Origin of the sequence: Pedobacter sp. HDW13 (assembly GCF_011303555.1) — a bacterium.
In the GTDB taxonomy this organism is placed as follows: Bacteria; Bacteroidota; Bacteroidia; order Sphingobacteriales; family Sphingobacteriaceae; genus Pedobacter.
The window spans coordinates 1,321,430-1,343,337 of record NZ_CP049868.1 but is presented as its reverse complement, the minus strand read 5'-3'; the positions used below and the strand labels follow the sequence as shown (position 1 = coordinate 1,343,337).

General features: G+C 38.4%; 21 protein-coding genes and 1 pseudogene. 8 read left to right on the top strand and 14 right to left on the bottom strand.

The features are described from left to right. Window positions 1-169: 169 nt before the first annotated feature. Complete coding sequence (locus G7074_RS05505; RefSeq protein ID WP_124557772.1) at window positions 170-1,138, top strand: hypothetical protein; 969 nt, start codon at window positions 170-172, stop codon at window positions 1,136-1,138. Window positions 1,139-1,172: 34 nt separating this feature from the next. On the opposite strand, the gene G7074_RS05500 is transcribed toward G7074_RS05505, so the two are convergent. The 7 genes from G7074_RS05500 to G7074_RS05470 form a co-directional block, all read right to left on the bottom strand. Continuing rightward, the gene (locus G7074_RS05500; protein WP_124557773.1) at window positions 1,173-2,249 is read right to left on the bottom strand and encodes a phosphotransferase enzyme family protein; all 1,077 of its coding nucleotides are present in this window, start codon (window positions 2,247-2,249) and stop codon (window positions 1,173-1,175) included. Further along, window positions 2,240-3,139 carry a sugar phosphate nucleotidyltransferase gene (locus tag G7074_RS05495; protein ID WP_124557774.1) on the bottom strand — a complete coding sequence of 300 codons (900 nt, stop codon included), beginning with the start codon at window positions 3,137-3,139 and terminating at the stop codon, window positions 2,240-2,242. Before G7074_RS05495 ends, G7074_RS05500 begins: the two co-directional genes overlap by 10 nt. 118 nt (window positions 3,140-3,257) lie before the next feature. After that, window positions 3,258-4,832: a helicase HerA-like domain-containing protein gene (locus G7074_RS05490; protein ID WP_166207332.1), complete on the bottom strand. Its 1,575-nt coding sequence runs from the start codon at window positions 4,830-4,832 to the stop codon at window positions 3,258-3,260. A gap of 101 nt (window positions 4,833-4,933) precedes the next feature. Continuing rightward, entirely contained in the window at window positions 4,934-5,233 is a 300-nt protein-coding gene (locus G7074_RS05485; protein WP_124557776.1) for a chaperone modulator CbpM, read from the bottom strand. Window positions 5,234-5,238: 5 nt separating this feature from the next. Next, window positions 5,239-6,132: a DnaJ C-terminal domain-containing protein gene (locus G7074_RS05480; RefSeq protein ID WP_166207329.1), complete on the bottom strand. Its 894-nt coding sequence runs from the start codon at window positions 6,130-6,132 to the stop codon at window positions 5,239-5,241. A 287-nt stretch (window positions 6,133-6,419) separates the two neighbouring features. After that, on the bottom strand, window positions 6,420-8,837 hold the full coding sequence (locus tag G7074_RS05475) for a S9 family peptidase (protein WP_166207327.1): 2,418 nt from the start codon (window positions 8,835-8,837) through the stop codon (window positions 6,420-6,422). 132 nt (window positions 8,838-8,969) lie between these two features. After that, the gene (locus G7074_RS05470) at window positions 8,970-9,401 is read right to left on the bottom strand and encodes a DUF1801 domain-containing protein (RefSeq protein ID WP_240916472.1); all 432 of its coding nucleotides are present in this window, start codon (window positions 9,399-9,401) and stop codon (window positions 8,970-8,972) included. A gap of 255 nt (window positions 9,402-9,656) precedes the next feature. On the opposite strand from G7074_RS05470, the gene G7074_RS05465 reads away from it, so the two are divergent. The 5 genes from G7074_RS05465 to G7074_RS05445 all read left to right on the top strand — a co-directional run bounded on the left by G7074_RS05465 (window position 9,657) and on the right by G7074_RS05445 (window position 14,115). Beyond that, window positions 9,657-10,082, top strand: coding sequence for a hypothetical protein (locus G7074_RS05465; protein ID WP_124557779.1), 426 nt, complete (start codon window positions 9,657-9,659; stop codon window positions 10,080-10,082). A gap of 164 nt (window positions 10,083-10,246) precedes the next feature. Then, the gene (locus tag G7074_RS05460) at window positions 10,247-11,368 is read left to right on the top strand and encodes a Gfo/Idh/MocA family protein (protein ID WP_166207324.1); all 1,122 of its coding nucleotides are present in this window, start codon (window positions 10,247-10,249) and stop codon (window positions 11,366-11,368) included. Window positions 11,369-11,702: 334 nt separating this feature from the next. Further along, on the top strand, window positions 11,703-12,779 hold the full coding sequence (locus G7074_RS05455; protein ID WP_124557781.1) for a PAS domain-containing sensor histidine kinase: 1,077 nt from the start codon (window positions 11,703-11,705) through the stop codon (window positions 12,777-12,779). Window positions 12,780-12,819: 40 nt separating this feature from the next. Then, window positions 12,820-13,470 (top strand): response regulator transcription factor, encoded by a 651-nt coding sequence (locus G7074_RS05450; RefSeq protein ID WP_166207320.1) that lies wholly within the window; start codon window positions 12,820-12,822, stop codon window positions 13,468-13,470. Between the two features lie 126 nt (window positions 13,471-13,596). After that, the gene (locus G7074_RS05445; protein ID WP_166207317.1) at window positions 13,597-14,115 is read left to right on the top strand and encodes an RNA polymerase sigma factor; all 519 of its coding nucleotides are present in this window, start codon (window positions 13,597-13,599) and stop codon (window positions 14,113-14,115) included. A gap of 169 nt (window positions 14,116-14,284) precedes the next feature. On the opposite strand, the gene G7074_RS05440 is transcribed toward G7074_RS05445, so the two are convergent. Both G7074_RS05440 and G7074_RS05435 read right to left on the bottom strand, forming a co-directional pair. Beyond that, window positions 14,285-14,770 carry a hypothetical protein gene (locus G7074_RS05440; RefSeq protein ID WP_124557784.1) on the bottom strand — a complete coding sequence of 162 codons (486 nt, stop codon included), beginning with the start codon at window positions 14,768-14,770 and terminating at the stop codon, window positions 14,285-14,287. Further along, the gene (locus G7074_RS05435; protein WP_124557785.1) at window positions 14,760-15,215 is read right to left on the bottom strand and encodes a hypothetical protein; all 456 of its coding nucleotides are present in this window, start codon (window positions 15,213-15,215) and stop codon (window positions 14,760-14,762) included. Before G7074_RS05435 ends, G7074_RS05440 begins: the two co-directional genes overlap by 11 nt. Before the next feature lie 166 nt (window positions 15,216-15,381). Here G7074_RS05435 and xth point away from each other — a divergent pair, with 166 nt between their 5' ends. Then, on the top strand, window positions 15,382-16,158 hold the full coding sequence (gene xth / locus G7074_RS05430) for an exodeoxyribonuclease III (protein ID WP_166207314.1): 777 nt from the start codon (window positions 15,382-15,384) through the stop codon (window positions 16,156-16,158). Window positions 16,159-16,173: 15 nt separating this feature from the next. Here xth and G7074_RS05425 read toward each other — a convergent pair whose 3' ends face one another. From G7074_RS05425 to G7074_RS05405, 5 genes and pseudogenes are all read right to left on the bottom strand, one after another. Further along, on the bottom strand, window positions 16,174-16,575 hold the full coding sequence (locus tag G7074_RS05425; protein WP_166207311.1) for a PAS domain-containing protein: 402 nt from the start codon (window positions 16,573-16,575) through the stop codon (window positions 16,174-16,176). Window positions 16,576-16,766: 191 nt separating this feature from the next. Further along, window positions 16,767-17,882 (bottom strand): M42 family metallopeptidase, encoded by a 1,116-nt coding sequence (locus tag G7074_RS05420; RefSeq protein WP_124557788.1) that lies wholly within the window; start codon window positions 17,880-17,882, stop codon window positions 16,767-16,769. 64 nt (window positions 17,883-17,946) lie between these two features. Beyond that, window positions 17,947-18,360, bottom strand: coding sequence for a GNAT family N-acetyltransferase (locus G7074_RS05415; RefSeq protein WP_166207308.1), 414 nt, complete (start codon window positions 18,358-18,360; stop codon window positions 17,947-17,949). Further along, entirely contained in the window at window positions 18,347-19,519 is a 1,173-nt protein-coding gene (locus G7074_RS05410) for an MFS transporter (RefSeq protein ID WP_240916471.1), read from the bottom strand. Before G7074_RS05410 ends, G7074_RS05415 begins: the two co-directional genes overlap by 14 nt. Window positions 19,520-19,667: 148 nt before the next feature. Continuing rightward, window positions 19,668-21,208: pseudogene (locus G7074_RS05405) on the bottom strand (acyl-CoA carboxylase subunit beta). 313 nt (window positions 21,209-21,521) lie between these two features. Between G7074_RS05405 and G7074_RS05400 the strand changes: the two are divergent. After that, window positions 21,522-21,854, top strand: coding sequence for a hypothetical protein (locus G7074_RS05400; RefSeq protein ID WP_240916470.1), 333 nt, complete (start codon window positions 21,522-21,524; stop codon window positions 21,852-21,854). Window positions 21,855-21,908 lie beyond the last annotated feature (54 nt).

Genomic DNA, 21,908 nt, shown 5'->3' with positions numbered 1-21,908 from the left:
TCTGATTAAGTTCAGGAACGCTTTTTTGTTAAATAGCTCATCATAGGCAATCTATCAATCGTAGCTTTTTGCCTTCCCGCTCTGGGGTGTCAATAGTTGTTTATATATAGAAAATTTGATTTGCTAATTAAACAATGTATTATTGTGAGACTAAATTAATCTCAATAAAATGTATAAAAAATATATATTCTTAGCGCTTACTTTATTATCGATTGCTTTTTTCTATAAAGGAGTTCCATTAGATGTTTTTCATGCCCATACTACAATTTTAACCCTGGTTGGCGGCATTCTATCAACTATATTGCTTACTATAACATTTTTCAATTTTTATCCACCAAAAGCTGTAAAAGCAGAAGATAAAAAGCAAGATAATTTTGGCTGTATTTTGATTGTTGTGATTGTAATTTTCTTTTTTGGATTCTCTGGTTTTTTAATTTTTAATACAGTAAATGAAAGTAGTTTGGAAATTGAAAAGAATGGTAAGTATACTGTAGGAGAAATCGTTAATGGTAGTTCTTTTAAAACCCGAAAAGCAGATTTTACAAGTGTTATTATAAGATATAAAACTCAGGATGGAAAAGTATATCAAACAGCTCAGGATATTTCTGCCGAAGAATTTGAAAATTATTATAGGTATCAGGAGGTTCCGATAGTATATTCAAGTAAATACCCGACGATACTCCAAATTCTCAGAAGCGATACTGATATAGCTAAATATTTAAAGATAAAAATAAGAGATATTAGCATTTCAGATTTGGAGAAACTTATAGAATTAAAGAATCCGTCAGAAATAAATCAATATTTAAATTCTATAAATCAAAAGTGGCAGTACGAAGGAGCTTATAACGGAAATTCCTATGTTTATAATAATAAATTCAAAAAAAATATAATCAAGGTTACTCCAGGAAAAGAATTGGTTTATGCTCTTAATGATGTAAACTATGAATTGTTTGAAGACGAATTAAATAAATCTGATTTCAAAAAAAATGATAATTATGAAGGAAAAGGAACTGTATACATTAAGCCTGGCTATATTCTTAATAAGCGAATCGAAAGAGTAAAAACTAACGATCCCGAAAAGAGTGTGCTTGATTTTGAGCAAAAAACAGTTGTTTATTTTTTAAAAACAAATAATTAACCCTGGTAGTTCGAAAAGCGATTTGTATTTTTGATTAAACCAAATTTTCCTCAATAATATCCTGTAATTCCTTTTCGTTTACGGCTATTTCGTAAAGCAGTTTAAACTGGTTTTTAGTGCGGTCGAGGTTTTGTTCCGGGTAATCGGTAGGATAGTACTTATCGCCGCTTAAAAAGTCGGTTAAAAAGCGTAAGGCTTGCATGTAAATAATGTATTTACCTGAGAATAAGATGAGCTCTTTTTCTGTTTCAGTTAAAATACTTTTCATCTCCGCTAAATAGCCTTTTATCATCGCCTCAAAATAAGGCAAACGCACTTTAATCTTAGTTAAGTCGGTTTCGTTCTCTGAGTATGCACAAAGGTAGGTACGCATCATATCGCCCAGATCAGAAATAAATTTTCCGGGCATAATGGTGTCCAGGTCAATTACACAAATACCTTCATAGCTTTCATCATCTAATAAAACATTACTTATTTTAGTATCATGGTGCATTACGCGATCAGGAAAATCCTTTCGGTGTGCATAAGAAATGTAATAATCTAAAATGTATCTGTGGGATAAAGCATTTTCAATCTGTGCTGCTGCCTGAGTTTTTAGCTTGTCGTTGGCCTGGTTTAAGGCCAGTGTAAATTGTTCGTAACGCAAGTTTAGGTCATGAAAGCCTGAAATCGTTGGCTGAAGACTGGTAGCATCAAAATTATCGAGTAACCGGCTCAGTTTGCCAAATTGTTTTGCCGCTTCGTAAGCTTGTTTCGGGTCAGCTAAAACATCTAACGAAATGGTGTTGGGTACAAAAGGAAGCATCCGCCAGTAATCCTGGTGGATATAAGCCATTTCTTCACCTTTGGTAGTAGCAACGGGTTTAATAAAAAGATAATCGGGATAAGCGAAACTCAGGTAATCGGCTATTGCCCGCAGGTTGCTGGCAATGGTTTGTGGTGAAGTAAAAACTACAGTATTGATATTCTGAAGTATATATTTTTTTTCTTCAGCAAAAGGCGAAAGCAAATAAGTACGGTTAATTAAACCCGTACCTATTTGTGTAATCGTAATATTCTCTTTAGCGTATCCGTAAGCTTCTAAAACTTCGGAGGCTAAATTTAGTTCCATAATTTTTCAGGGTAGGTTCCGTCTTTTACCAACTGGTCAATACAATCCTGAACAAAAGGTTTATCTTCTTTGTAGGTTACGCCGAACCATTTGTTCGAAGTAGGAACTACTTTAAAGGTTGCAGTATTGGTTTTTACCAGATTTTCGCCAATTAGCGGAATAAAGAATTCAGCTTTAGGTTTATCTTTATTAGCCATAGCAAACGCTCTGAACATGTCTTCAGTAATCTTGAAAACAGCTGGTGTAAAGCCCCAGAAATTCATAGATACAGGTGTATCAAAACTTAATGGGAACTCTTCGCCATCTTCATCGTAAAAGATGTTTCCATCTTTAGGATAAACTTTGGTACGCTCAACAATTTCTTCTAAATTATTGGCTGCATCTACTTTACAAACCCCACGTGAAACTGCGCCAAACTCCGAAAGTGTATTGCCTACCTGATAACCGATAATGGAGTAATTGCTATCCGTAACTTCGGTAGTTAAGAAATCTACCATCTTTTTAAAGGCATCGTAACCATAAAAATCATCTGCATTGATTACACAGAATGGCTCTTTAATTGCATTTCTACCCGATAGGATAGCGTGTGCCGTACCCCATGGTTTTTCTCTGTATATTTCTTCTTCAATACCAAATTGTTTTAAATCGAAGTTTTGAAAAACGTAATCAGTTTCAATTCTGCCGGCAAGTTTTGGTTCGAAAATAGCTTTAAACTCATTTACAAACTCTTCTTTAATGATGAATACAATTTTGCCAAAACCAGCATTAATTGCATCGTAAATAGAATAATCGATAATGGTTTCGCCATTCGGACCAAATCCATCAATCTGTTTCATGCTTCCGTAGCGGCTTGCCATGCCAGCAGCCAATATTAATAGGGTGGGTTTCATCTATTACTTGTTAATTTTTGTTAGTGCTGAACTTTTTAGGAGATTAAGTGATTTAATTCTCCCGGTTCGTATCGCGAAATTAATAATTTGAGCGTTTAAAAGGTTAATTATTTGTTTTTTAGAATCCAAAGAGTCCCCCGCCAGATTTTGATCTGGTTTTCTTTCCGGTAAGCATGCCAAATATACCGCGCACAATTTCTTTACCAATCTGGCGGGTGATGGTCGCGCCCATTACCTGTTCTACCAGGCTTTTTTCTCCCGGTTTAGGTTTGCTTTCTGCTTCGGCTTGTTTCTGGGCTTCTACTTCTTGTTTGGCCTGTTCTTCGGCGGCAACTTGCTCGTTAATGCGTTTTGTTAAAATATCGTATGCACTTTCCGGATCGATCGGATCTTTGTATTTGGTAAACATCGGACTGGCGTGCACCAGTTGATCAAAGTCAGCGGCAGTAAGCGGGCCCATTACTGCCCTTGGAGGGGTAAGCATGGTAGCCGAAACTTCGGTTGGAATACCTTTCTCATTCAGTACGGTAACTAAAGCCTGGCCAGTACCTAAGGAGGTTAATATTTTGTCTATTTCGTAAAAATCAGATTTTGGATAGGTATTTACTGTCTTTTTTAAAGCATCTACGTCGTTTGGTGTAAAAGCCCTTAAAGCATGCTGTACACGATTGCCCAGTTGGCCTAAAACACTTTCAGGCACATCAGTAGGAGCTTGTGTACAGAAGAAAACCCCAATCCCTTTTGAACGGATTAACCGGATAATAGTTTCAATCTGCTCTAAAAAAGCCTTTGATGAATTTTTAAACAATAAATGTGCTTCATCAAAGAAGAAAACCAGTTTGGGTTTGTCCAGATCCCCAACCTCTGGCATGGTATTAAAAAGCTCTGCCAGTAAACTCAATAAAAACGTAGAGTATAATACGGGTTGGTTTTGAACATCGGCAATATTCAATAAACTGATAGTACCTTTGCCATCTACACGTTCAAAAAGATCTTCAATATCAAAAGATTTTTCGCCAAACATGCCACCCAGTCCTTGTTGCTCGATGGCTACAATTTTCCTTAATATGGTGCCCGATGTGGCTGTAGAGATACTGCCATAACTGCTTTTTATTTCTGCAGCGCCTGCACCTTCTGATAAATAAGAAACCAGTTTCTTTAAGTCATTTAAATCGATAATGGGCATTTTGTTATCATCGGCATATTTGAAGATAACGGCCATAACACCAGATTGGGTATCGTTTAAATCTAACACTTTTGATAGGAGTGTAGGTCCGAATTCGAGTACGGTTGCACGCATCTGTGCACCCATTTTTCCCGAAAGCGAATAAATTTCGATCGGGAAGCCTGTAGGCGTAAATGGTTTATTAAGCTGTTGCGACCTTTCTTCTATTTTAGGGTTAACAGCACCTGGCTGGTTTAAGCCCGATAAATCGCCTTTTACATCTAACATAAAAACCGGAACACCAGCATCTGATAACTGTTCGGCCAGTAATTGCAGCGTACGGGTTTTACCTGTTCCCGTAGCACCGGCAATTAAACCGTGCCTGTTCATCATTTTTAATGATAAGTTAACTTCGGCTTCACTGTAAACCTGTCCGTCTAAAATTCCGGCGCCTAAATAAATGTACGAACCCGCTGGGGCATAGGATGATTTTATTTTTTCGATGAATTTTGAAGACAAATCGCTCATTTTTATAAAATTAGACCGCCAATTTAAGAAACTAATCTTAAAAAGATTGTGTTTTTGTACGCACTTTTAATGCAAATTTTTGCACAAACGGTTGATTAATGTTACTGGTTAAGTTGCTTGTAATAGTTAATTTCGTTCTTAAGCGATCGTATTTCTTCCTGCATATCCTGTAACTGGTTAAGCAGGTGTGATACCGCATAAATGCCCTCGAGGTTAATCTCTAAATCCTGAGCCAGGCGCAGGTACTGCTCCAGTTTTGTTAATTCGGCCATGGGTAAAAAGGCAGCCTTCTTTTTAACTGTGGTATGAATTAAACCAAAATCTTCGAGAGATTGGATAAAATTAATCTCTACATGATGATAAGCGCATATGTCTTCGACTGGGATAAGCTTATTTTCCATGATTTTTAAAGTTTGGAGAGTTTTTCGAATAGTTCTTTTTGTTCGGCGTTTAACCCGGTAGGTAATTTAACCAGCCATTTAATGTATAAATCGCCAAAGTGATTTTCTTTTTTATAAACAGGGAACCCTTTCCCTTTTAAACGCAAGGTGGCATCGGGCTGTGTACCTTCCGGCACTTTTAATTTCACCTTGCCATTAAGAGTATCTATAATTTTCTCGCCGCCCAACACAGCTATATATAAGTCGATCTCTTCCTGTATGTAGATGTCGTTTCCTTTTCTTTTAAATTTAGGATTATCGGTAATGCTAAACTTGATGTATAAATCGCCGGGAGGACCATTGTTTACACCGGGTGCGCCATAACCTGGTAATTTAATTTTTTGTCCGTTTTCTACCCCTGCAGGGATGGTGATGCGCACTTGTTTACCATTTACCGTTAAGGTTTGCTTGTGGCTAGTATAGGCATCGAGCAGGTTTAGCTGTAAATCGGCGTTGTAATCTTGTCCTTTAAAAGGCGAATTTCTGCTGCTTCGGCCTCCGCCACCAAACATGGAAGAAAAGAAATCAGAGAAATCATCACCACCAAATCCACCCGAATAGCTATTGCCTCCGTAACCTCTTCCTTGTGATTGATATTGTCTCTGTTGCTGTTGCTGAGCATCTAACTGATCAGCATGTTGCCAATCTTTGCCATACTTGTCGTATTTCTTTCGCTTTTCAGGGTCGCTTAAAACTTCGTTAGCTTCGTTAACCTGCTGAAATTTTTTGTTGGCCTCATCATTGTTTGGGTTAAGGTCGGGGTGGTGCCTCCGGGCTAGTTTTCTATAAGCTTTCTTAATATCCTCGGTTGTTGCATCTTTTTTTAAATCGAGGACTTTATAATAGTCTATGTAGTCCATATGGGCTTAACAAATAAGTAAAGGGAATGTTCTTTTTATAGCATAAATGTAAGGTTTTAAAATGAAGTGGGCATAGCATGAGGTACAAGGGGGTAGTTTAGCAGTATTGGTAGCAATTTAACCGCAAAGTACACAAAGTAAATGCAGAATATTCCGTGCCAATATGTGCCTCCGTGGCAATAAAATAAAGGGAGTGAGCGGTATAAATATCTGAGACAATGGAAGCGCTGTAAACAAAAAAAGTGCCCCCAAATGAAGGCACTTTAACCGGTGAGTGTCGACTAGAATTATTTTTTGTTTTTCACATATTTTTCTAACCACTGATCTTGCTCCCATAGCATATGCAACAGGTTTTCTTTACCGCGGTAGCTGTGGGCTTCGTAAGGTAAAAATACAAAACGGGTAGTACCGCCTGCACCTTTAATGGCATTAAACAAACGCTCACTGTTAATGGGGAAGGTACCAGGGTTATCGTCAGAATCGCCGTGAATTAAAAGTAAAGGTGTTTTAATTTTATCGGCATAGCTGAATGGACTCATTTCATAATATAACTGAGGTGCCTGCCAATAGGTACGCTCTTCATTTTGGAAACCGAAAGGGGTTAAGGTACGGTTATAAGCACCACTGCGGGCAATACCGGCTGCAAAAAGATTGGTGTGCGCCAGTAAGTTCGCGGTCATAAATGCGCCATAGCTGTGACCGCCAACTGCCATACGTTTTTTGTCGCCTACGCCTAAATCGGCCAGTTTATTAATGGCTGCTTCGGCATTTAACTGTAACTGATCAACAAAAGTATCGTTAGGTTTTTTGCCTTCTTTAGCTACAATTGGCATTTCGGCATTATCTAAAACAGCGTAGCCGCGGGTTACCCAAAAAATAGGCGAGGCCCAGCTAATAGCGGTAAATTTATCTTTCGATCCTCGGATTTGAGCCGCATCAGCTGCAGAGTTAAACTCACGCGGGTAAGCCCAGATCAAAGCAGGTAGCGGGCCATCTTTCTCTTTGTTATATCCTTTTGGTAAGTATAAATCGCCGGTTAAATCAACTCCATCGGCACGTTTGTATGAAATTTTTTCTTTGGTAATACCTTCTAAGGATGGATAGGGATTACTGAAATCGGTTATTGGCCTGTCGGCAATGCGGAGAACCAGGTTTTTGATAAAATAATTTGGTACCAGTTTCTGACTCTCTTTGCGGGTAAGTAACACCAACTTATCGGGATCAATTACTTCGCTTACATATTCAAAGGTTCCTTCGGCACTGCGCCAGATAATTTCATTTTTCTTGCTGGCCAGGTCGAACTTTGCTAGAAAAGGTAAATCTCCTTTTTCTGAAGAGCCAACCGGATTGTTCATGAGTAGCTTGGTGCCGTTATCTACAGTTTTAATTACCTGACGGCCGTATTTGTTTTTAGTTGTTACCGGAGAACCAGGGTTACCATAGGCATCGGTTTGATTTCTGCTATACAATTCTTCTACGGTACCTGTTGTTGGGTTATAACGGCTTACTTTGCTGGTTTGTTTACTGCGTAGTCCTTCCATAATTAATGCCAGATTGGCATCGCCCCATTGTATACCACGAAAACGGGTTTGCGTTTTAAACAATTCTTTCTCTGTGCCTGTAAAAGGTGCGCTTATAGCATATACTGCATCATGATAAGGAACATCTTTTTTAATTAAGCCACTATCTAAAGGTTTAGACCAAACCAGCGTTGCCGGTTCATCATCCCGCCAATCAAATCCGTGAGGTACATTTTGTGCATTGTCATAACCTGATGGAGTACCTTCTGACGAAGGTAGTTCTGCAATTACTTTAACAGTTTTACCTGCTAAATCGGTAATGGTAACGGTTGATGGAAAGCCATAGGCCGAAACCAGATAAGAAAAAGGCTTGCGGATGGTTTCTATCAATATATAGTTTTTATCTGGCGATAAGCTGGTTGAGCCATAAATAGCAGGTTTTCCAATAGGTGTTTCTACTCCTGCTGTATTTTTTACCAGTTGCGAAGTGGCAAAGAACTCAAACAACTGCTCATCAAAAGGCGATTTAATTAAATCCTGATAAGTAACGCTTGGTGCTGCCTTGCCCAGGTTTTGCTGTATGGTTGGTCCTTTAGGCATTAATGGTTTGGCCGGTGCAGCACTTGCGGGTTTAGTTGCTGTACGGTAAATTAAAGTATTATCGTTTAACCAGGTTATGCCACTGCCTAAAACTACATTTAAAAAGGCTTTATTGGTTTTTGTAGCTTTTTTTGTGGCCAGATCGATCACGTAAAGATCTACTCCTTTTTGTGTGGTATGGGTAAAGGCAATTTTATTTTGCGATGGATTCCAGCTGATGTTGCCGGCAAATAATGGTGTAGGCAAGCCAGTAACCGGAAAGGTTTGGTTAGACTTGATGTTTTTAAGACTAAAATTGTTGATATACGTTTGTCTGCTTAGCGAATAATTATTCGGATTTAGCCTTAAACCTGCAATGCGGTATTCGGGCATAGCCAGCTCTTCTACGGATGGATAGGAGTTACGTTCACTAAATAAGATCCATTCGGCCTTGCCACCAATGCTCACGCCCGGTGTAGGTTTGGCCAGTAATAAATCGGCAATTTCTTTAGGCGGGGTTCTGTAGCTTACCGCATCCTGTGCGGTTGCATGTAGCGAAATACAAGCGCCCGCTATCCATAAATAGAGGTGTAGTTTTTTAATCATTTCCAGTTAGTTTGTTCGAAATAAGGAATAGTCAAATATTGTAAAAATTAAGTATTTGCAGCGTAACTTCTTATTTACATCGCGTTGTATAATAACCGGACTGAGTTTGACACATTTTATAGTGTGAATAAATTAAGGATATAAATTGCTTATATGTACTACAGAATTGAGGATCATTTCCCTTAAAACAGGGATATCGATATCGCTCATTTTTTTCACATATATGCAGGCCTTAGCCGTTTTATGTTTCCCAAATCTGGCAAGTAACTCATCTCGGTTTTTAAAATGTGCGGAAAGATACAGCGCAATGGCCTCTTTGCGTGGCGAGAAGCCAACCAGGGGAGCATCTCCCTCGCGGCCACTTTCATATTTATAATGGTAGCTACCAAAACCTACAATAGCAGTACCCCACATTTTGGCCTTAAAGCCAGTTGTTTCGGTTATAATGTGCGATAGGGCAAAGCAATCTGTGCGTTTGGTTTCAGCTGCTACCGTATTGATAAAATTAGTAACACTTAACTCGTTTTCGGTGGTTTTATTCTGTGCCATATCTTTTTTTATCATGAATATAAGAGTTTAAAAATTAATTTGCATTCTTATAAATATTAATGTTTGCCCGATAAGACGTTGTTTATCATTGTTTTGATTATAAATAAGGCAGGGTTGGCGCCCGCTTCACACAATTTTGCTGAAGTAACTTGATAAATGTCAAAAAATCAACACTTTTTATACAACCTTACACACTAATTCTTAAATTTAACCTGTCAATCGTCCCCGATATATGATTTAATTATTTTTAAATTAAAATTAATTATCTCAATGACAACAACACTACTAAAACAAGGAGAAATCCTTGAGCGCTTAGTGCGCAGAGATCGCATGGGCATCAGTGAACTTTCTAGAAAACTTCACGTAAGCCGCAGAACAATTTACAATTGGTTTGGTCAAGACAGAATTGGACATGAAGTAATTTGGCAGGTAGGCAAATTATTAGGTCAGGATCTTTCTTCATCCTTTCCAGAAGCCTTTCCCAAGTACAGTTCAGAACCTACGGGTCAAATTGCCGAACCAGGCAAACAGGGCAGTTCAGATTCTAATTCTGTATATTTTTGGATGAATAAGTACATTCATTTATTAGAAAAGTACAACGACCTGTTAGTAACAGAAGAATCACATGAAACCGATCAGATTAGCAAAGAATTCCCATTAAGGAATAGAAGATCTGAAACATTTTTGTATCAATAGCAATGAATAGCTTTGAGTTGTAACCTTTTATTAAATGAAAATTTAAATCATCCCGTTGATTTTTTCCTTTTAGTCATCTCCTATCCCAAACTTGTAATATTTTAAGTGGTTTGAATTAAGGCGTTCATAAATTTTCTAATTTGGTGATAATCAATTTAGAAAATATGATCAGGGAACCTTATTGCATTGTTAAGTTGCTTTTGCGCTTCAATTGCCTAACTATTTGTTTATTACTTTCTTCCCTTTTAGTGCTAGCGCAGGCTAAATTAAGTGTTGCCGTAGCCGGACTAAATCACGATCATGTATATCTGATCATGAACAGTTATCAGAAAGCTGAAGTTAATATCATTGGCATTGCCGAAAATAATCAAGAACTGGTAAACAGGTTTAAAACCCGTTACAAAATACCAGATAGTGTATTTTATCATAATCTTACCGATTTACTTCGTCATAAAAAACCAGATGTTGTTTTAGCTTATAATGCCATAAGCGATCATTTAGCAGTGGTAGAAGCAGCCGCACCGCTTGGTATATCGGTAATGGTCGAAAAACCTTTAGCCATTTCGGTAAAACAAGCCGAACGTATGGCTGCATTGGCGAGCCAATATAAAATACATGTATTTACCAATTACGAAACAACCTGGTATCCCAGCAATCAGGAAATTTATAAAAACGTAAAACAAACTAATAGTATTGGACCTTTGCGGAAAATGATTGTGCACGACGGGCACCAGGGACCTAAAGAAATTGGAGTAAGCAAAGAATTTTTAAGCTGGTTAACCGATCCCAATAAAAACGGGGCAGGAGCCCTTGTCGATTTTGGTTGTTACGGGGCAAATTTAATGACCTGGCTAATGGATGGGCAGAAGCCAATATCAGTTACGGCTATTACCCATCAAATTAAGAAAGATGTTTATCCCAATGTTGATGATGACGCCACCATTTTACTCGAATATGCATCCGCTACCGGAATTATCGAAGCTTCATGGAACTGGCCGTTTAGCATAAAAGATATGGAAGTATTTGGTACAATAGGGTATATGCAGGCCATTAATGAAAAGAATTTAAGAAGCAAAACCACAGGAAAGGGCGATTATCAGATTTATCAGGCACAATCCCTGAACCCCGTATATGCAAATCATTTAAACTATTTAGCGGCTGTTTTAAAGGGAGATATTGATCCCGGCAATGATTTGTCGTCATTGGCCAATAACTTAATTGTAGTAAAAATTCTGGAGGCCGCTAAAACTTCGGCCAAAACCGGTAAAAAAGTACTACTGAAATGATACCTTTCCTAAATAAAAATAGCCACCTGTTTGATGGCTATTGATAAAAGATTTTTGATCTTTTTATGGTGTGCCTGCCCTCCGCGGATCTCCCGCTCACAGGACTTTTTTATCGTTCTATTGTGATAACAATTTAGGCAATAGTTGGTTTTGTTATGTAAAATAATTTTGCACATCCTGTGGAAAATGTTAATATCTCAAAAACCGGCAAAGTAGATTCGGGTTCTGCCATTTTTGCAAACCAAAACATTTTAGCTCCCCTGCTGTTTGAACTCTAGTTGTAACTTAAGGAAAACACGTCCTTAATGCCCAGTAATTATCCAATTAGTACATTATGGCTCAATTCAATACAGATATTTTTTGTAAGCTTGGTGGTTTATCTGCTGATGGATATTTCATTTTTGATCAAAAAAAGAGAGATTTCGTTTACCTCAACAACTCAATAGGAAAAATTTGGGAATTAGAGACTGGAGACATTCTTGAAAAACCAGCATTGTTGTTAAAAAATATTCATCCCGAAGATGCCGATCATGTGGTATCCTGCTATGATGAGAGCCTGGAAGCTAAAGCTGAAAAAAAATACGAGTTCAGGTTACTGTTCAACGATCATGAAAAGTACTTACGCGCCAGCGTTTTTAACATCACAGATGGCGCAGATTTATATTTACTGGGTATTGTAGAAGATACGACAGTAATGAGGCATAATAAAATTCATATTGAACAAATTAACTCTCGTAAAAATATTACCCTCGAGGTTTTGGCTCACGATTTAAAAGAGCCTCTCGGGATGATAAAATTTGCAGCTTCATCAATAGAAGAAAGGTTAGTGAACACTGGCGATTTGAAGGTAATAGAAGCTTTGAGTTTTATAAAAGATATGTGTGCGCGTAATTTATTATTGGTGCGGAGTATGATTAACCGCGAATTCTTAAAGTCGTCGGTAATAGAAATTGGAAAGGAACGGGCTGATCTGGTTTGGGAGTTGAGGGATGTGGTTCGTTTTTACAAACGCTCTAAGCTTGGCAGAACGAAGAACATCCAGTTTACCAGTTCTGCCGATAAAATCTATCTGCAGTTAGACAGTATGAAGTTTTTGCAGGTAATCAACAATCTGATCTCGAATGCACTAAAATTTACAGCCGACGATGGTTATATTGGTTTACATGCCGAAGCTTATGAAAATAAGGTTTTGATAAGCGTAACCGATGATGGCATCGGTATCCCCGACGAATTACAGGCAGGTCTTTTCGATCGCTTGCCGCAAACCCTAAGGCCGGGTTTAAAGGGACAAGAATCTGGTGGTTTTGGGATGGGGATAATAAAGGCAATTGTAGAATTACATCGGGGAAAAATCTGGTTTACAAGCAAAGTTGGCGTTGGAACTACCTTCTATATTGAGCTCCCGAAGTAGGCATTTTTAATTTTAAAATACCGTAAGTTATATTTGAATTATGATTAACATTATTCTTGCGGATGATCATAATATTATCCGGGCTTCGCTTAAAGCACTTATTGAAAAATATGAAGGTATCAAAGTTATAGCAGAAGTATCAGATGGATTAGCCGTTTTAGATCTTCTTGAAAAGGGAATAAAAGCTGATATTGTTTTATCAGATATCGTAATGCCGAAGCTCGATGGTATAGCACTAACGAATACCATTAAAACAAAAGGATACCCCGTAAAAGTGGTTGTATTATCAATTTTAGATGATGAAAAATATGCTTCAAATGCCTTTACATCAGGTGCTTCTGCCTATTTATCAAAGGACATAGAAGAAGACGAATTGCTGTTTTGCCTGCAACATGTAATGAAGGGAAAACGTTACCTTTCTTCTGATTTATGTATCTCCATTCTTGAACGTTTTAATAACCAGCTCAACATGCTGGCCCAGAATATGAGCAACGGAATTAACTTTTCAGAGCGCGAAATTAACGTGTTAAAGCTCATTGCCGAAGGACTCACCAACCAGGAAATTGCCGATAAATTATACCTGAGCAGGCGTACTGTAGAGAGCCAGAGAGAGGCTCTGATTAGTAAAACCGGTACTAAAAACTCTGCTTCATTGGTGCGTTTTGCTATGCGAAATGGGTACGTTGCCTAGCATTTTTGTCAATTTTTGAGGGTATTTTTTACTGTTTTAAATAAACCGTAAAAAATCGGGTATTTCTACAAATAACACAAAGCACTTGTATTTGTTCAATACGTATATCAATCCCCAAAACCAAGTATGGAAACTTTAAATTTCAATTGCGACATTTACCAATACAGGCAGCCACTTTTTGATCGCGCTTTAGCTTATACCCGCGATGAAGATGACGCGGCAGATCTGGTACAGGATACTTTTATGAAAGCTTTCCGGTTTTCGGGTAAGTTCGAATTTGGTAGCAATGTAAGGGCCTGGCTTTTTACCATTTTAAAAAATACATTTCTTAACCATTATTATAAGGTAAAACGCAAAAATGAAATCATACAGCAGGAAGAAGATTTAACATCCGTACAGCTTGCGCCAAGCGCTTCGTCAAACGGTGGCAGTGCCAAGTTTATGATGGAAGATATTCAGAAATCGTTAAATGCACTACCCGAAGATTGTCGCTTTTGTTTCTGCCGTTATTTTGAAGGGTATAAATATCATGAAATTGCAGCAGAACTAGATATTCCACTGGGAACAGTAAAAACCAAAATACATGTTGCCAGAGGGCTTTTAAAGAAAATGCTTAAAAACTATAAGGCCGATATGGCTGCTTAAATTAGGTTTAAACCTAGCGCAGATGGAACAAAAAAGGGACAGACTAAATAGTCTATCCCTATATCTAAACTCAAACATGCGCTCAAACATGAATGAATCAAACAACTAAACATCTCAGTTTAGTATTGGTTTTAAAAATGTGGATTATTTGTGGAAATAAACCTTCTTTTTATTTTTGTTTTAACTCCAGTTTTAATTCGTTTATCTGCTCGCGCGCCTGCCTGTTCTCCAGGTAAAAATAAATCGCACTGGCCAAAAATATTTTTCCCAAAATAAATACGGCAATAAAAACCCATTTCCAGGCTTTATTAACGCGCATTTGGTTCGATTCAGCTTCTACCTCGATGTATTTTTCTTCTTTGGAATTTTCGTTATTATCAGGGTTGGCATTTGGTCTGGTAACTTTTTGTACAGTCTGGCTGCGGCGTTGAATTTCGTTTATCTCAACCTCAATTTTTTCTAACATACCAGCCGGAGGCTGAATTGCCATACCCTGAGCTAAAACTTCCATGTCAAGTTCCAGGATTGCTAAGGCGTCCTTAAATTCGGGGTATTCTTTTTTTAGCAATAATACTTTCTGAACCTCTTCTTCAGTGGCAATACCCATTACATAGGTTTCCATTAAACCACTTTCAATAATTCTTTTAATTTCCACGACTCCTCCTCATTTTATCTATTGATAGTTTCAATTGATTTCGGATTTCATCTTCTTCGCTACCTAGTGTTAAGGCCAGGTATGAAATAGATTTTCCGTGATAATATACTGCGCAAAAAATTTGTTTTTGTAAATCGTCTAATAAATCCAGATTACCATTGCTCTTTTTTAGGCTTGGCGCTAAAGGATAATCTTTTGCTGTAACAGATGCCAGTTTATTTTGTGCATATTGGCGGAGTTCTAACCATATACTGAGCTGGCTTTTTTCTTGCCTGCCAAAATTTTCAGAAAAAGAAGTAAGAATGGTAATCAGATGGTCTTCCGATTTTTGATGGTCTTGAACAATGCCATTAATATAGCCAAGTAGCATGGCGGCATACTTGTCGTAAAACCAACGGATATCCTTGGGTTCGGCAGAGGGAACATTTAAAACTGCTTTAGGCATAGGTATTGAGCGGGTACTTTTTGATTAACGCGCAAGATAATACCAAATTTTCAAATTACCTTTAATTATTTTAAATATAAACACTTCTAAATAGCGTTACGAAGGTTTTGAAACAAAATACAGGCTGTTGGTTCTATTTTTAAATTTTATTGCAGAGATTTATAAGATGAAGATAGCTACTTATAATGTAAATGGTGTGAATGGCCGTTTGCCGGTTTTATTGCGTTGGCTGGAAGAGACACAGCCTGATGTGGTTTGCTTACAGGAGCTAAAAGCCCCTGATGAAAAATTTCCTGAGCAGGCTATTAAAGATGCAGGTTATAATGCCATTTGGCATGGACAGAAAAGCTGGAATGGTGTGGCTATACTGGCCAAAAATTTAGAAATAAAAGAATCGAAACGCGGTTTAGACGGAGATCCCGAAGATTTACAAAGTAGATATATAGAAGCGATGGTAAACGGTGTATTAATTGCTTGCCTTTATTTACCCAATGGAAACCCTGCGCCAGGGCCTAAATTCGATTATAAATTACAATGGTTTGAACGTTTTACAGCGCACGCAGCGAAACTTTTAGCCAGTGATGTACCTGTTGTTTTGGCAGGCGACTATAATGTTATCCCAACTGAGCAGGATGCATATAAGCCAGAGCGTTGGGTTGAAGATGCATTATTCCGTCCGGAAACGCGCGAGGCTTTTAAAAATTTATTGGCGCAGGGCTGGACAGATGCAATTAGAAAGTTATACCCCAATGAAACCATTTATACCTTCTGGGATTATTTCCGTAATGCCTACGGTCGTAATGCGGGTTTAAGGATTGACCACTTTTTACTTAACCCAATCGCCAACGACAGATTAGTATCGGCAGGTGTAGATATGCAGGTGAGGGGCTGGGAGAAAACGAGCGATCATGGGCCGGTTTGGATAACGCTTAATGAAGGCTGATTGACTTAATACAATCTATTTCTTCAGATCGGTTACATCCATTGTGGTTCCAATTAATTTTAAAGATTCGCCGTCTGGCTGAGACATGATTCCATCAGCCCTGATCCATCGGATTTCACCATCCGGACGGCGGATTCTGTATATTGAATGATAAATGCGCTGCTCATTTGAAATGGTTAGTTCAATGTCATCCTGAACACGATCAAGATCTTCGGGCAGGATTAAACCCAGTATTGTTTCGTAAGTTAATACACCATCGGCAGGGTAGCCGAAATTTTTTTTAAAAGATGTGCTTGATCGAAGAATGCCCATTGGTAAATTCAACTCCCAAAAACCAAGCCCGATTTGATTAAAAACCACATCCCAATGGTCATCGCATATAATGGCAAGGTCTAATGTTCTGTGGCTTAATCTCATAAATAAGGATAAACTATTTGATTAATATAGCTTAACAATGTAGAGATAATTTGGGCAATAATAGAAAAAAGCGTAGTGCTATAAGTTTTAAGATAAATGTTGTTTAACCAGCTTTGCTTCAGTTTTTTATCCAATAAAAAAGGAGCTAAGTTTTAAACCTAACTCCTTTTAAAGCTATTTTTCCGAAACTATTATTTGAATTCTCTAAAATCCTGTCCGTCGGTAATGTTTAATAAACTTTCATAAATTAAGCTAATTACATTGTCTACATCTTCTTTATGTACCATTTCTACTGTGGTATGCATGTAGCGCAAAGGCAAAGAGATTAATGCCGAAGGCACACCTCCGTTTGAATATGCAAATGCATCAGTATCAGTTCCGGTAGAACGTGATGAGGCCTGTCGCTGAAATGGAATATTGTTTTTCTCTGCCGTTTTAATCAGTAATTTATTCAGATTGGTTTGTACTGCAGGTGCATAAGAAACCACTGGGCCTTTGCCTGCCGATAAATCACCCTGAGTATTTTTGTTAATCATTGGGGTTGTAGTGTCGTGTGTTACATCCGTAACAATGGCTACATTTGGTTTAATGCGTTGTGCAATCATTTCTGCACCACGTAAGCCTATTTCTTCCTGTACTGAGTTTACAATGTATAAACCAAAAGGAAGTTTTTTCTTGTTTTCTTTTAATAAACGGGCAACTTCGGCAATCATAAAGCCACCTACGCGGTTATCAAGCGCACGGCCAACATAATAACGGTCGTTTAGTACCATAAACTCATCTTCGTAGGTAATTACGCAACCTACATGAATGCCCAGTTTTTCTACTTCTTCTTTCGAGGTACAACCACAATCCAGAAAAATGTTTTTCAACTCAGGAGCCTGCTCTTTTTCACCGTGGCGGGTATGGATAGCCGGCCAGCCAAAAACAGCTTTAACCAAGCCTTTTTCCGTGTGGATATTAACACGCTTTGATGGCGCAATCTGATGATCTGAACCTCCGTTACGAATTACATAAATTAAACCATCGGCGGTAATGTAGTTTACATACCACGAAATTTCATCGGCATGTGCCTCAATTACCACTTTGTAGGCTGCTTTAGGGTTAATTACGCCGACTGCTGTGCCATAGTTATCAATAAAATGCTCGTCTATATATGGTTTTAAATAATTTAACCAGATTTTTTGCCCTTCCCATTCGTAACCGGTAGGAGCTGGGTTATTGATGTATTCTTCTAAAAACTGTAACGATTTTTTAGTGACTACAGTTTCATGTTTTTTCTTTTCATCGTCTTTTTTCTTAGCCATATGATATTTGTTTTATAGCAAGGTGCAAAGCGCATAGCGTTATGTGCTTTCTTGTCTTTGTCAATTAATATGTTAGTTCTTTTTCCATTACCACGAAATCATTTCCATCTTTGGAGAAGATTTTATCCGTTTCGTGGAAGCCAAATTTAAAATAAAATTCCTTAGTCTGTACACGGGCATTGCACCATAGTTTTGTCGCTTTTTGAATTTTACAAAAATCAATCATATAGGTCATTAATCTGGAGCCATAACCGAGTTTTTGCGCCTCGGGTAGTACCGCCAATTTTCTGAACTGATAAATATCACCCTCATAGAAGAGTGAAACCACACCGGTTAATTTGTGATCGGCATATAGTCCGAAATGAATGCCCTCAAAATCATCTTTAAGCTTTACGATATCAAACGGCTGGTCGGGGTACATGGCCTCGTGACGGATACGCCAGGTTAGCGATGGGAATATTTGCTCAATTTGAACCATTGGTAAACTTTCTTTGCCCGTAAAATTTATAAATTAAAATATTAATTAGTGTAATTCCCGTCATACCATAACAGAATAAGGTCCACCCACCTTGTCCCCAGAGCCAGAGGCCTAATGCCGAACCACAGCTTGCCCCGATAAAACTTACCGACATAAATATGGTGTTCAGCCTATTTCTTGCTTCGGGTACTAAAGTGTAAATACGGGTTTGGTTAGTTACATGGATGGCTTGCTGAGCAATATCAATTAATACGATTCCGATTATAAATAAATATAAATGACTACCTGTGAAATAAAACAAAACTATGCTCAACAGCTGAAGGATAAAACCAATCATCAGGTTTTTACGCGGATTGCCACCATCGCTTAATTTACCAACCAGGGGAGCTGCCAAAGCGCCTGCGGCGCCAGCAATTCCAAATAAGCCAATCTGTAGTGTCTGAAAATTAAATGGTGGATTGGCCAGAAAAAGTACCATGGTAGTCCAAAAGGCACTGATAATGGCAAAAGCCAAAAAGTTAATGATCGAAGTTTCTCTTAAAGCCGGTTGGCTTTTGATGTAGCCAAACATAGAACGCATCAATTCTTTATAAGTTCCTTTAAAAGCTGGGTAACTCTGCGGGAAACGTTTGGCCATAAGTATAATAAGCAAAGCGCAAATTCCTGCTGCAATGTAATAAACGGCCCGCCAGTCTAGCCAAAAACCAATACTGCCACTAACAGCCCTCGATGCCAGAATGCCGACCAGTAAGCCACTCATAATCATGCCTATGTTGGCTCCACGGTTTTCGTCGGTACTTAGGTTGGCTGCCAAAGGCAAAATAAGCTGCGGTACAATAGAACATGCACCAATGAGTACCGAGGCAATTTCCAATACGAAGAAAGTGTGCGAAAGTGCAGCAAGCAACAAGGCGAAAATAGCCAGACCAGTAATGATCAGGATTTGTTTTTTTCTTTCAAACATATCACCGAGTGGCACCAAAAGAAAGAGACCTAAGGCATAGCCAATCTGCGTGAGATAGGTGATTTTTCCGGCATTGGTTTCGGTGAGATTGAAATCTTTGGCAATTAACACCACCAAGGGTTGGCAGTAATAAATGTTTGCAACAATTAAACCTGTGCAAAAGGCCATCAGGATGATATCGGCTCGCTTTAACATGTAAAGTATGTAAAATGTATTATGTAAGGTGGATAATGAAATACCATGATCAACTCATATTCCATTATGTAAAATGTAATTATGTAAAATGGATAATGGTACATTATGTTCAATCCATCTACCATCTTACCTCATCCATATTCCATCCTTACAAAGGTATATTTCCGTGTTTCTTCCTTGGATTATTAACCACCTTATTTTCTAACATTTTAAAAGCTTTTATCAACTTAACACGGGTTTGGGCAGGCTCTATAACCTCATCAACAAAGCCCCGCTCGGCAGCGCGGTAAGGGTTGGCAAAAATATCAGAGTATAGCTTTTCTTTTTCCAGCCATTTTTCTTCGGGTTTTCCGCTGCGGTAATTTCTCTTTTAAAGATAATTTCGGCTGCACCTTTTGCACCCATTACAGCAATTTCGGCACTTGGCCACGCATAATTCATATCTGCTCCGATGTGTTTGCTGTTCATTACATCGTAAGCACCGCCGTAAGCCTTTCTGGTAATTACTGTAATACGGGGTACGGTAGCTTCACTAAAGGCATATAATAATTTTGCCCCGTTGGTAATAATCCCGTTCCACTCCTGATCCGTTCCTGGTAAGAATCCGGGAACATCTTCGAATACCAGTAATGGGATGTTAAAGCAATCGCAAAAGCGTACAAAACGAGCTGCTTTAGTAGATGAATTGCTATCTAAAACACCAGCTAAATAGGCAGGTTGATTGGCTACGATACCAATACTACGGCCAGCAAGCCTGGCAAAGCCCACTACAATATTTTCAGCATAAGCAGCATGTACTTCTAAAAAACTATCAGAATCTGCAATGGCAGCAATTACCTCCCGGATATCGTATGGTTGCGAAGCATTCTCCGGCATAAAGGTATTTAACTCTGGCCGGGTTTCATCAGATGGTTGGTAGGGTAGGTGACTGGCTATTTCCTCGCAGTTTTGAGGCATATAGCTCAATAATTTCTTAACATGGTTAATGGCTTCGATTTCGTTGGCACAGGCAAAGTGCGTAACGCCCGATTTTGTAGCATGGGTAGCTGCACCACCCAGCTCTTCTGATGTTACTTCTTCGTGGGTTACGGTTTTAACCACATTGGGCCCTGTAACAAACATATACGATGTGTTTTCGACCATTAAAATAAAATCGGTTATGGCTGGCGAATAAACGGCACCACCAGCACAAGGTCCCATAATGGCCGATAATTGAGGAATTACCCCCGATGCCTGTACGTTTTTATAAAAAATATCGGCATAACCACCTAAAGAAACCACACCTTCCTGGATACGTGCACCGCCACTATCGTTCAAGCCAATTAATGGTGCGCCATTTTTCATGGCCATATCCATCAGTTTGCAAATTTTCTCGGCATGTGTTTCGGACAAAGAGCCACCAAAAACGGTGAAATCCTGAGAAAAAATATAGGTTAACCGTCCGTTTATCGTGCCGTAACCTGTAACCACGCCATCACCCAGGTATTTTTCGGCTTCCATACCAAAATCGGTACTGCGGTGGGTAACCATCATGCCAATTTCTTCAAAACTGCCTTCATCAAGTAAAAAGTGAATGCGTTCGCGGGCCGTAAGTTTACCTTTTTTATGCTGACTGGCTATTCTGGATTGCCCGCCGCCAAGGCTAGCCTGTTTTATTTTATCCTGAAGTAATGCTATTTTTTTATCCATTGCCTAACGATGAGATTTTAAATTTAAAAATTAACAACGGTATTGCAAGGGGAGCGAATGTAATTTCATTCAGACACTACCACAATTGATTAGACAACTTGTTGTGACAACTTTTAAAAACCCGGTAGACTTAGTACTAGTGATTAAATGATGGTCAATTTTTAGTATATTACATTTTTTTTACAGCTTAAAGCATTGAAAAACCAAATATCCGTTTATTTTTGTAACATCACATTAGAATAAGATTAGAAATCAATCGATGTTTTTAAGAAAGTACAAATATTTAATCGTTTCAGCATTCATGTTTATCTTCATGGCGAAGATGGGCATTTCTGGTGCGCCGGTATTTTGTACCAGTATCGATAAGGAAATTATGAATGCGGTAATCATGCAAATTGAGTTAGAGCATGAAGGCGGAAAGGATGCCGCCAAAGACACCGCGAAATTTACCGATTTCAAACTTATTGAACTTAATCATCCTATTTTTGCTTACGAGTTCTCTTCAAGTCATTTCTTTTTGAAGAGCAGTTTTATAGAGCATTTTAAGCGATATGTCGATCCATATCACCCTACTGTTCCAACCCCCCTCCTAACTTTATCTAGTTTTTTCAGGATAAACCATCTTTCATTATCTGATGCTATATAGCATTTGGATGGTGGCCGTGTTATGGCATTTTGGTTTTCCGCACGATTTTATTCG

Coding starts and splice junctions, on each gene's coding strand:
- G7074_RS05505 (WP_124557772.1), top strand. CDS start 170: ATGTATAAAAAATATATATTCTTAGCGCTTACTTTATTATCGATTGCT.
- G7074_RS05500 (WP_124557773.1), bottom strand. CDS start 2,249: ATGGAACTAAATTTAGCCTCCGAAGTTTTAGAAGCTTACGGATACGCT.
- G7074_RS05495 (WP_124557774.1), bottom strand. CDS start 3,139: ATGAAACCCACCCTATTAATATTGGCTGCTGGCATGGCAAGCCGCTAC.
- G7074_RS05490 (WP_166207332.1), bottom strand. CDS start 4,832: ATGAGCGATTTGTCTTCAAAATTCATCGAAAAAATAAAATCATCCTAT.
- G7074_RS05485 (WP_124557776.1), bottom strand. CDS start 5,233: ATGGAAAATAAGCTTATCCCAGTCGAAGACATATGCGCTTATCATCAT.
- G7074_RS05480 (WP_166207329.1), bottom strand. CDS start 6,132: ATGGACTACATAGACTATTATAAAGTCCTCGATTTAAAAAAAGATGCA.
- G7074_RS05475 (WP_166207327.1), bottom strand. CDS start 8,837: ATGATTAAAAAACTACACCTCTATTTATGGATAGCGGGCGCTTGTATT.
- G7074_RS05470 (WP_240916472.1), bottom strand. CDS start 9,401: ATGATAAAAAAAGATATGGCACAGAATAAAACCACCGAAAACGAGTTA.
- G7074_RS05465 (WP_124557779.1), top strand. CDS start 9,657: ATGACAACAACACTACTAAAACAAGGAGAAATCCTTGAGCGCTTAGTG.
- G7074_RS05460 (WP_166207324.1), top strand. CDS start 10,247: ATGATCAGGGAACCTTATTGCATTGTTAAGTTGCTTTTGCGCTTCAAT.
- G7074_RS05455 (WP_124557781.1), top strand. CDS start 11,703: ATGGCTCAATTCAATACAGATATTTTTTGTAAGCTTGGTGGTTTATCT.
- G7074_RS05450 (WP_166207320.1), top strand. CDS start 12,820: ATGATTAACATTATTCTTGCGGATGATCATAATATTATCCGGGCTTCG.
- G7074_RS05445 (WP_166207317.1), top strand. CDS start 13,597: ATGGAAACTTTAAATTTCAATTGCGACATTTACCAATACAGGCAGCCA.
- G7074_RS05435 (WP_124557785.1), bottom strand. CDS start 15,215: ATGCCTAAAGCAGTTTTAAATGTTCCCTCTGCCGAACCCAAGGATATC.
- xth (WP_166207314.1), top strand. CDS start 15,382: ATGAAGATAGCTACTTATAATGTAAATGGTGTGAATGGCCGTTTGCCG.
- G7074_RS05425 (WP_166207311.1), bottom strand. CDS start 16,575: ATGAGATTAAGCCACAGAACATTAGACCTTGCCATTATATGCGATGAC.
- G7074_RS05420 (WP_124557788.1), bottom strand. CDS start 17,882: ATGGCTAAGAAAAAAGACGATGAAAAGAAAAAACATGAAACTGTAGTC.
- G7074_RS05415 (WP_166207308.1), bottom strand. CDS start 18,360: ATGGTTCAAATTGAGCAAATATTCCCATCGCTAACCTGGCGTATCCGT.
- G7074_RS05410 (WP_240916471.1), bottom strand. CDS start 19,519: ATGTTAAAGCGAGCCGATATCATCCTGATGGCCTTTTGCACAGGTTTA.
- G7074_RS05400 (WP_240916470.1), top strand. CDS start 21,522: ATGGCGAAGATGGGCATTTCTGGTGCGCCGGTATTTTGTACCAGTATC.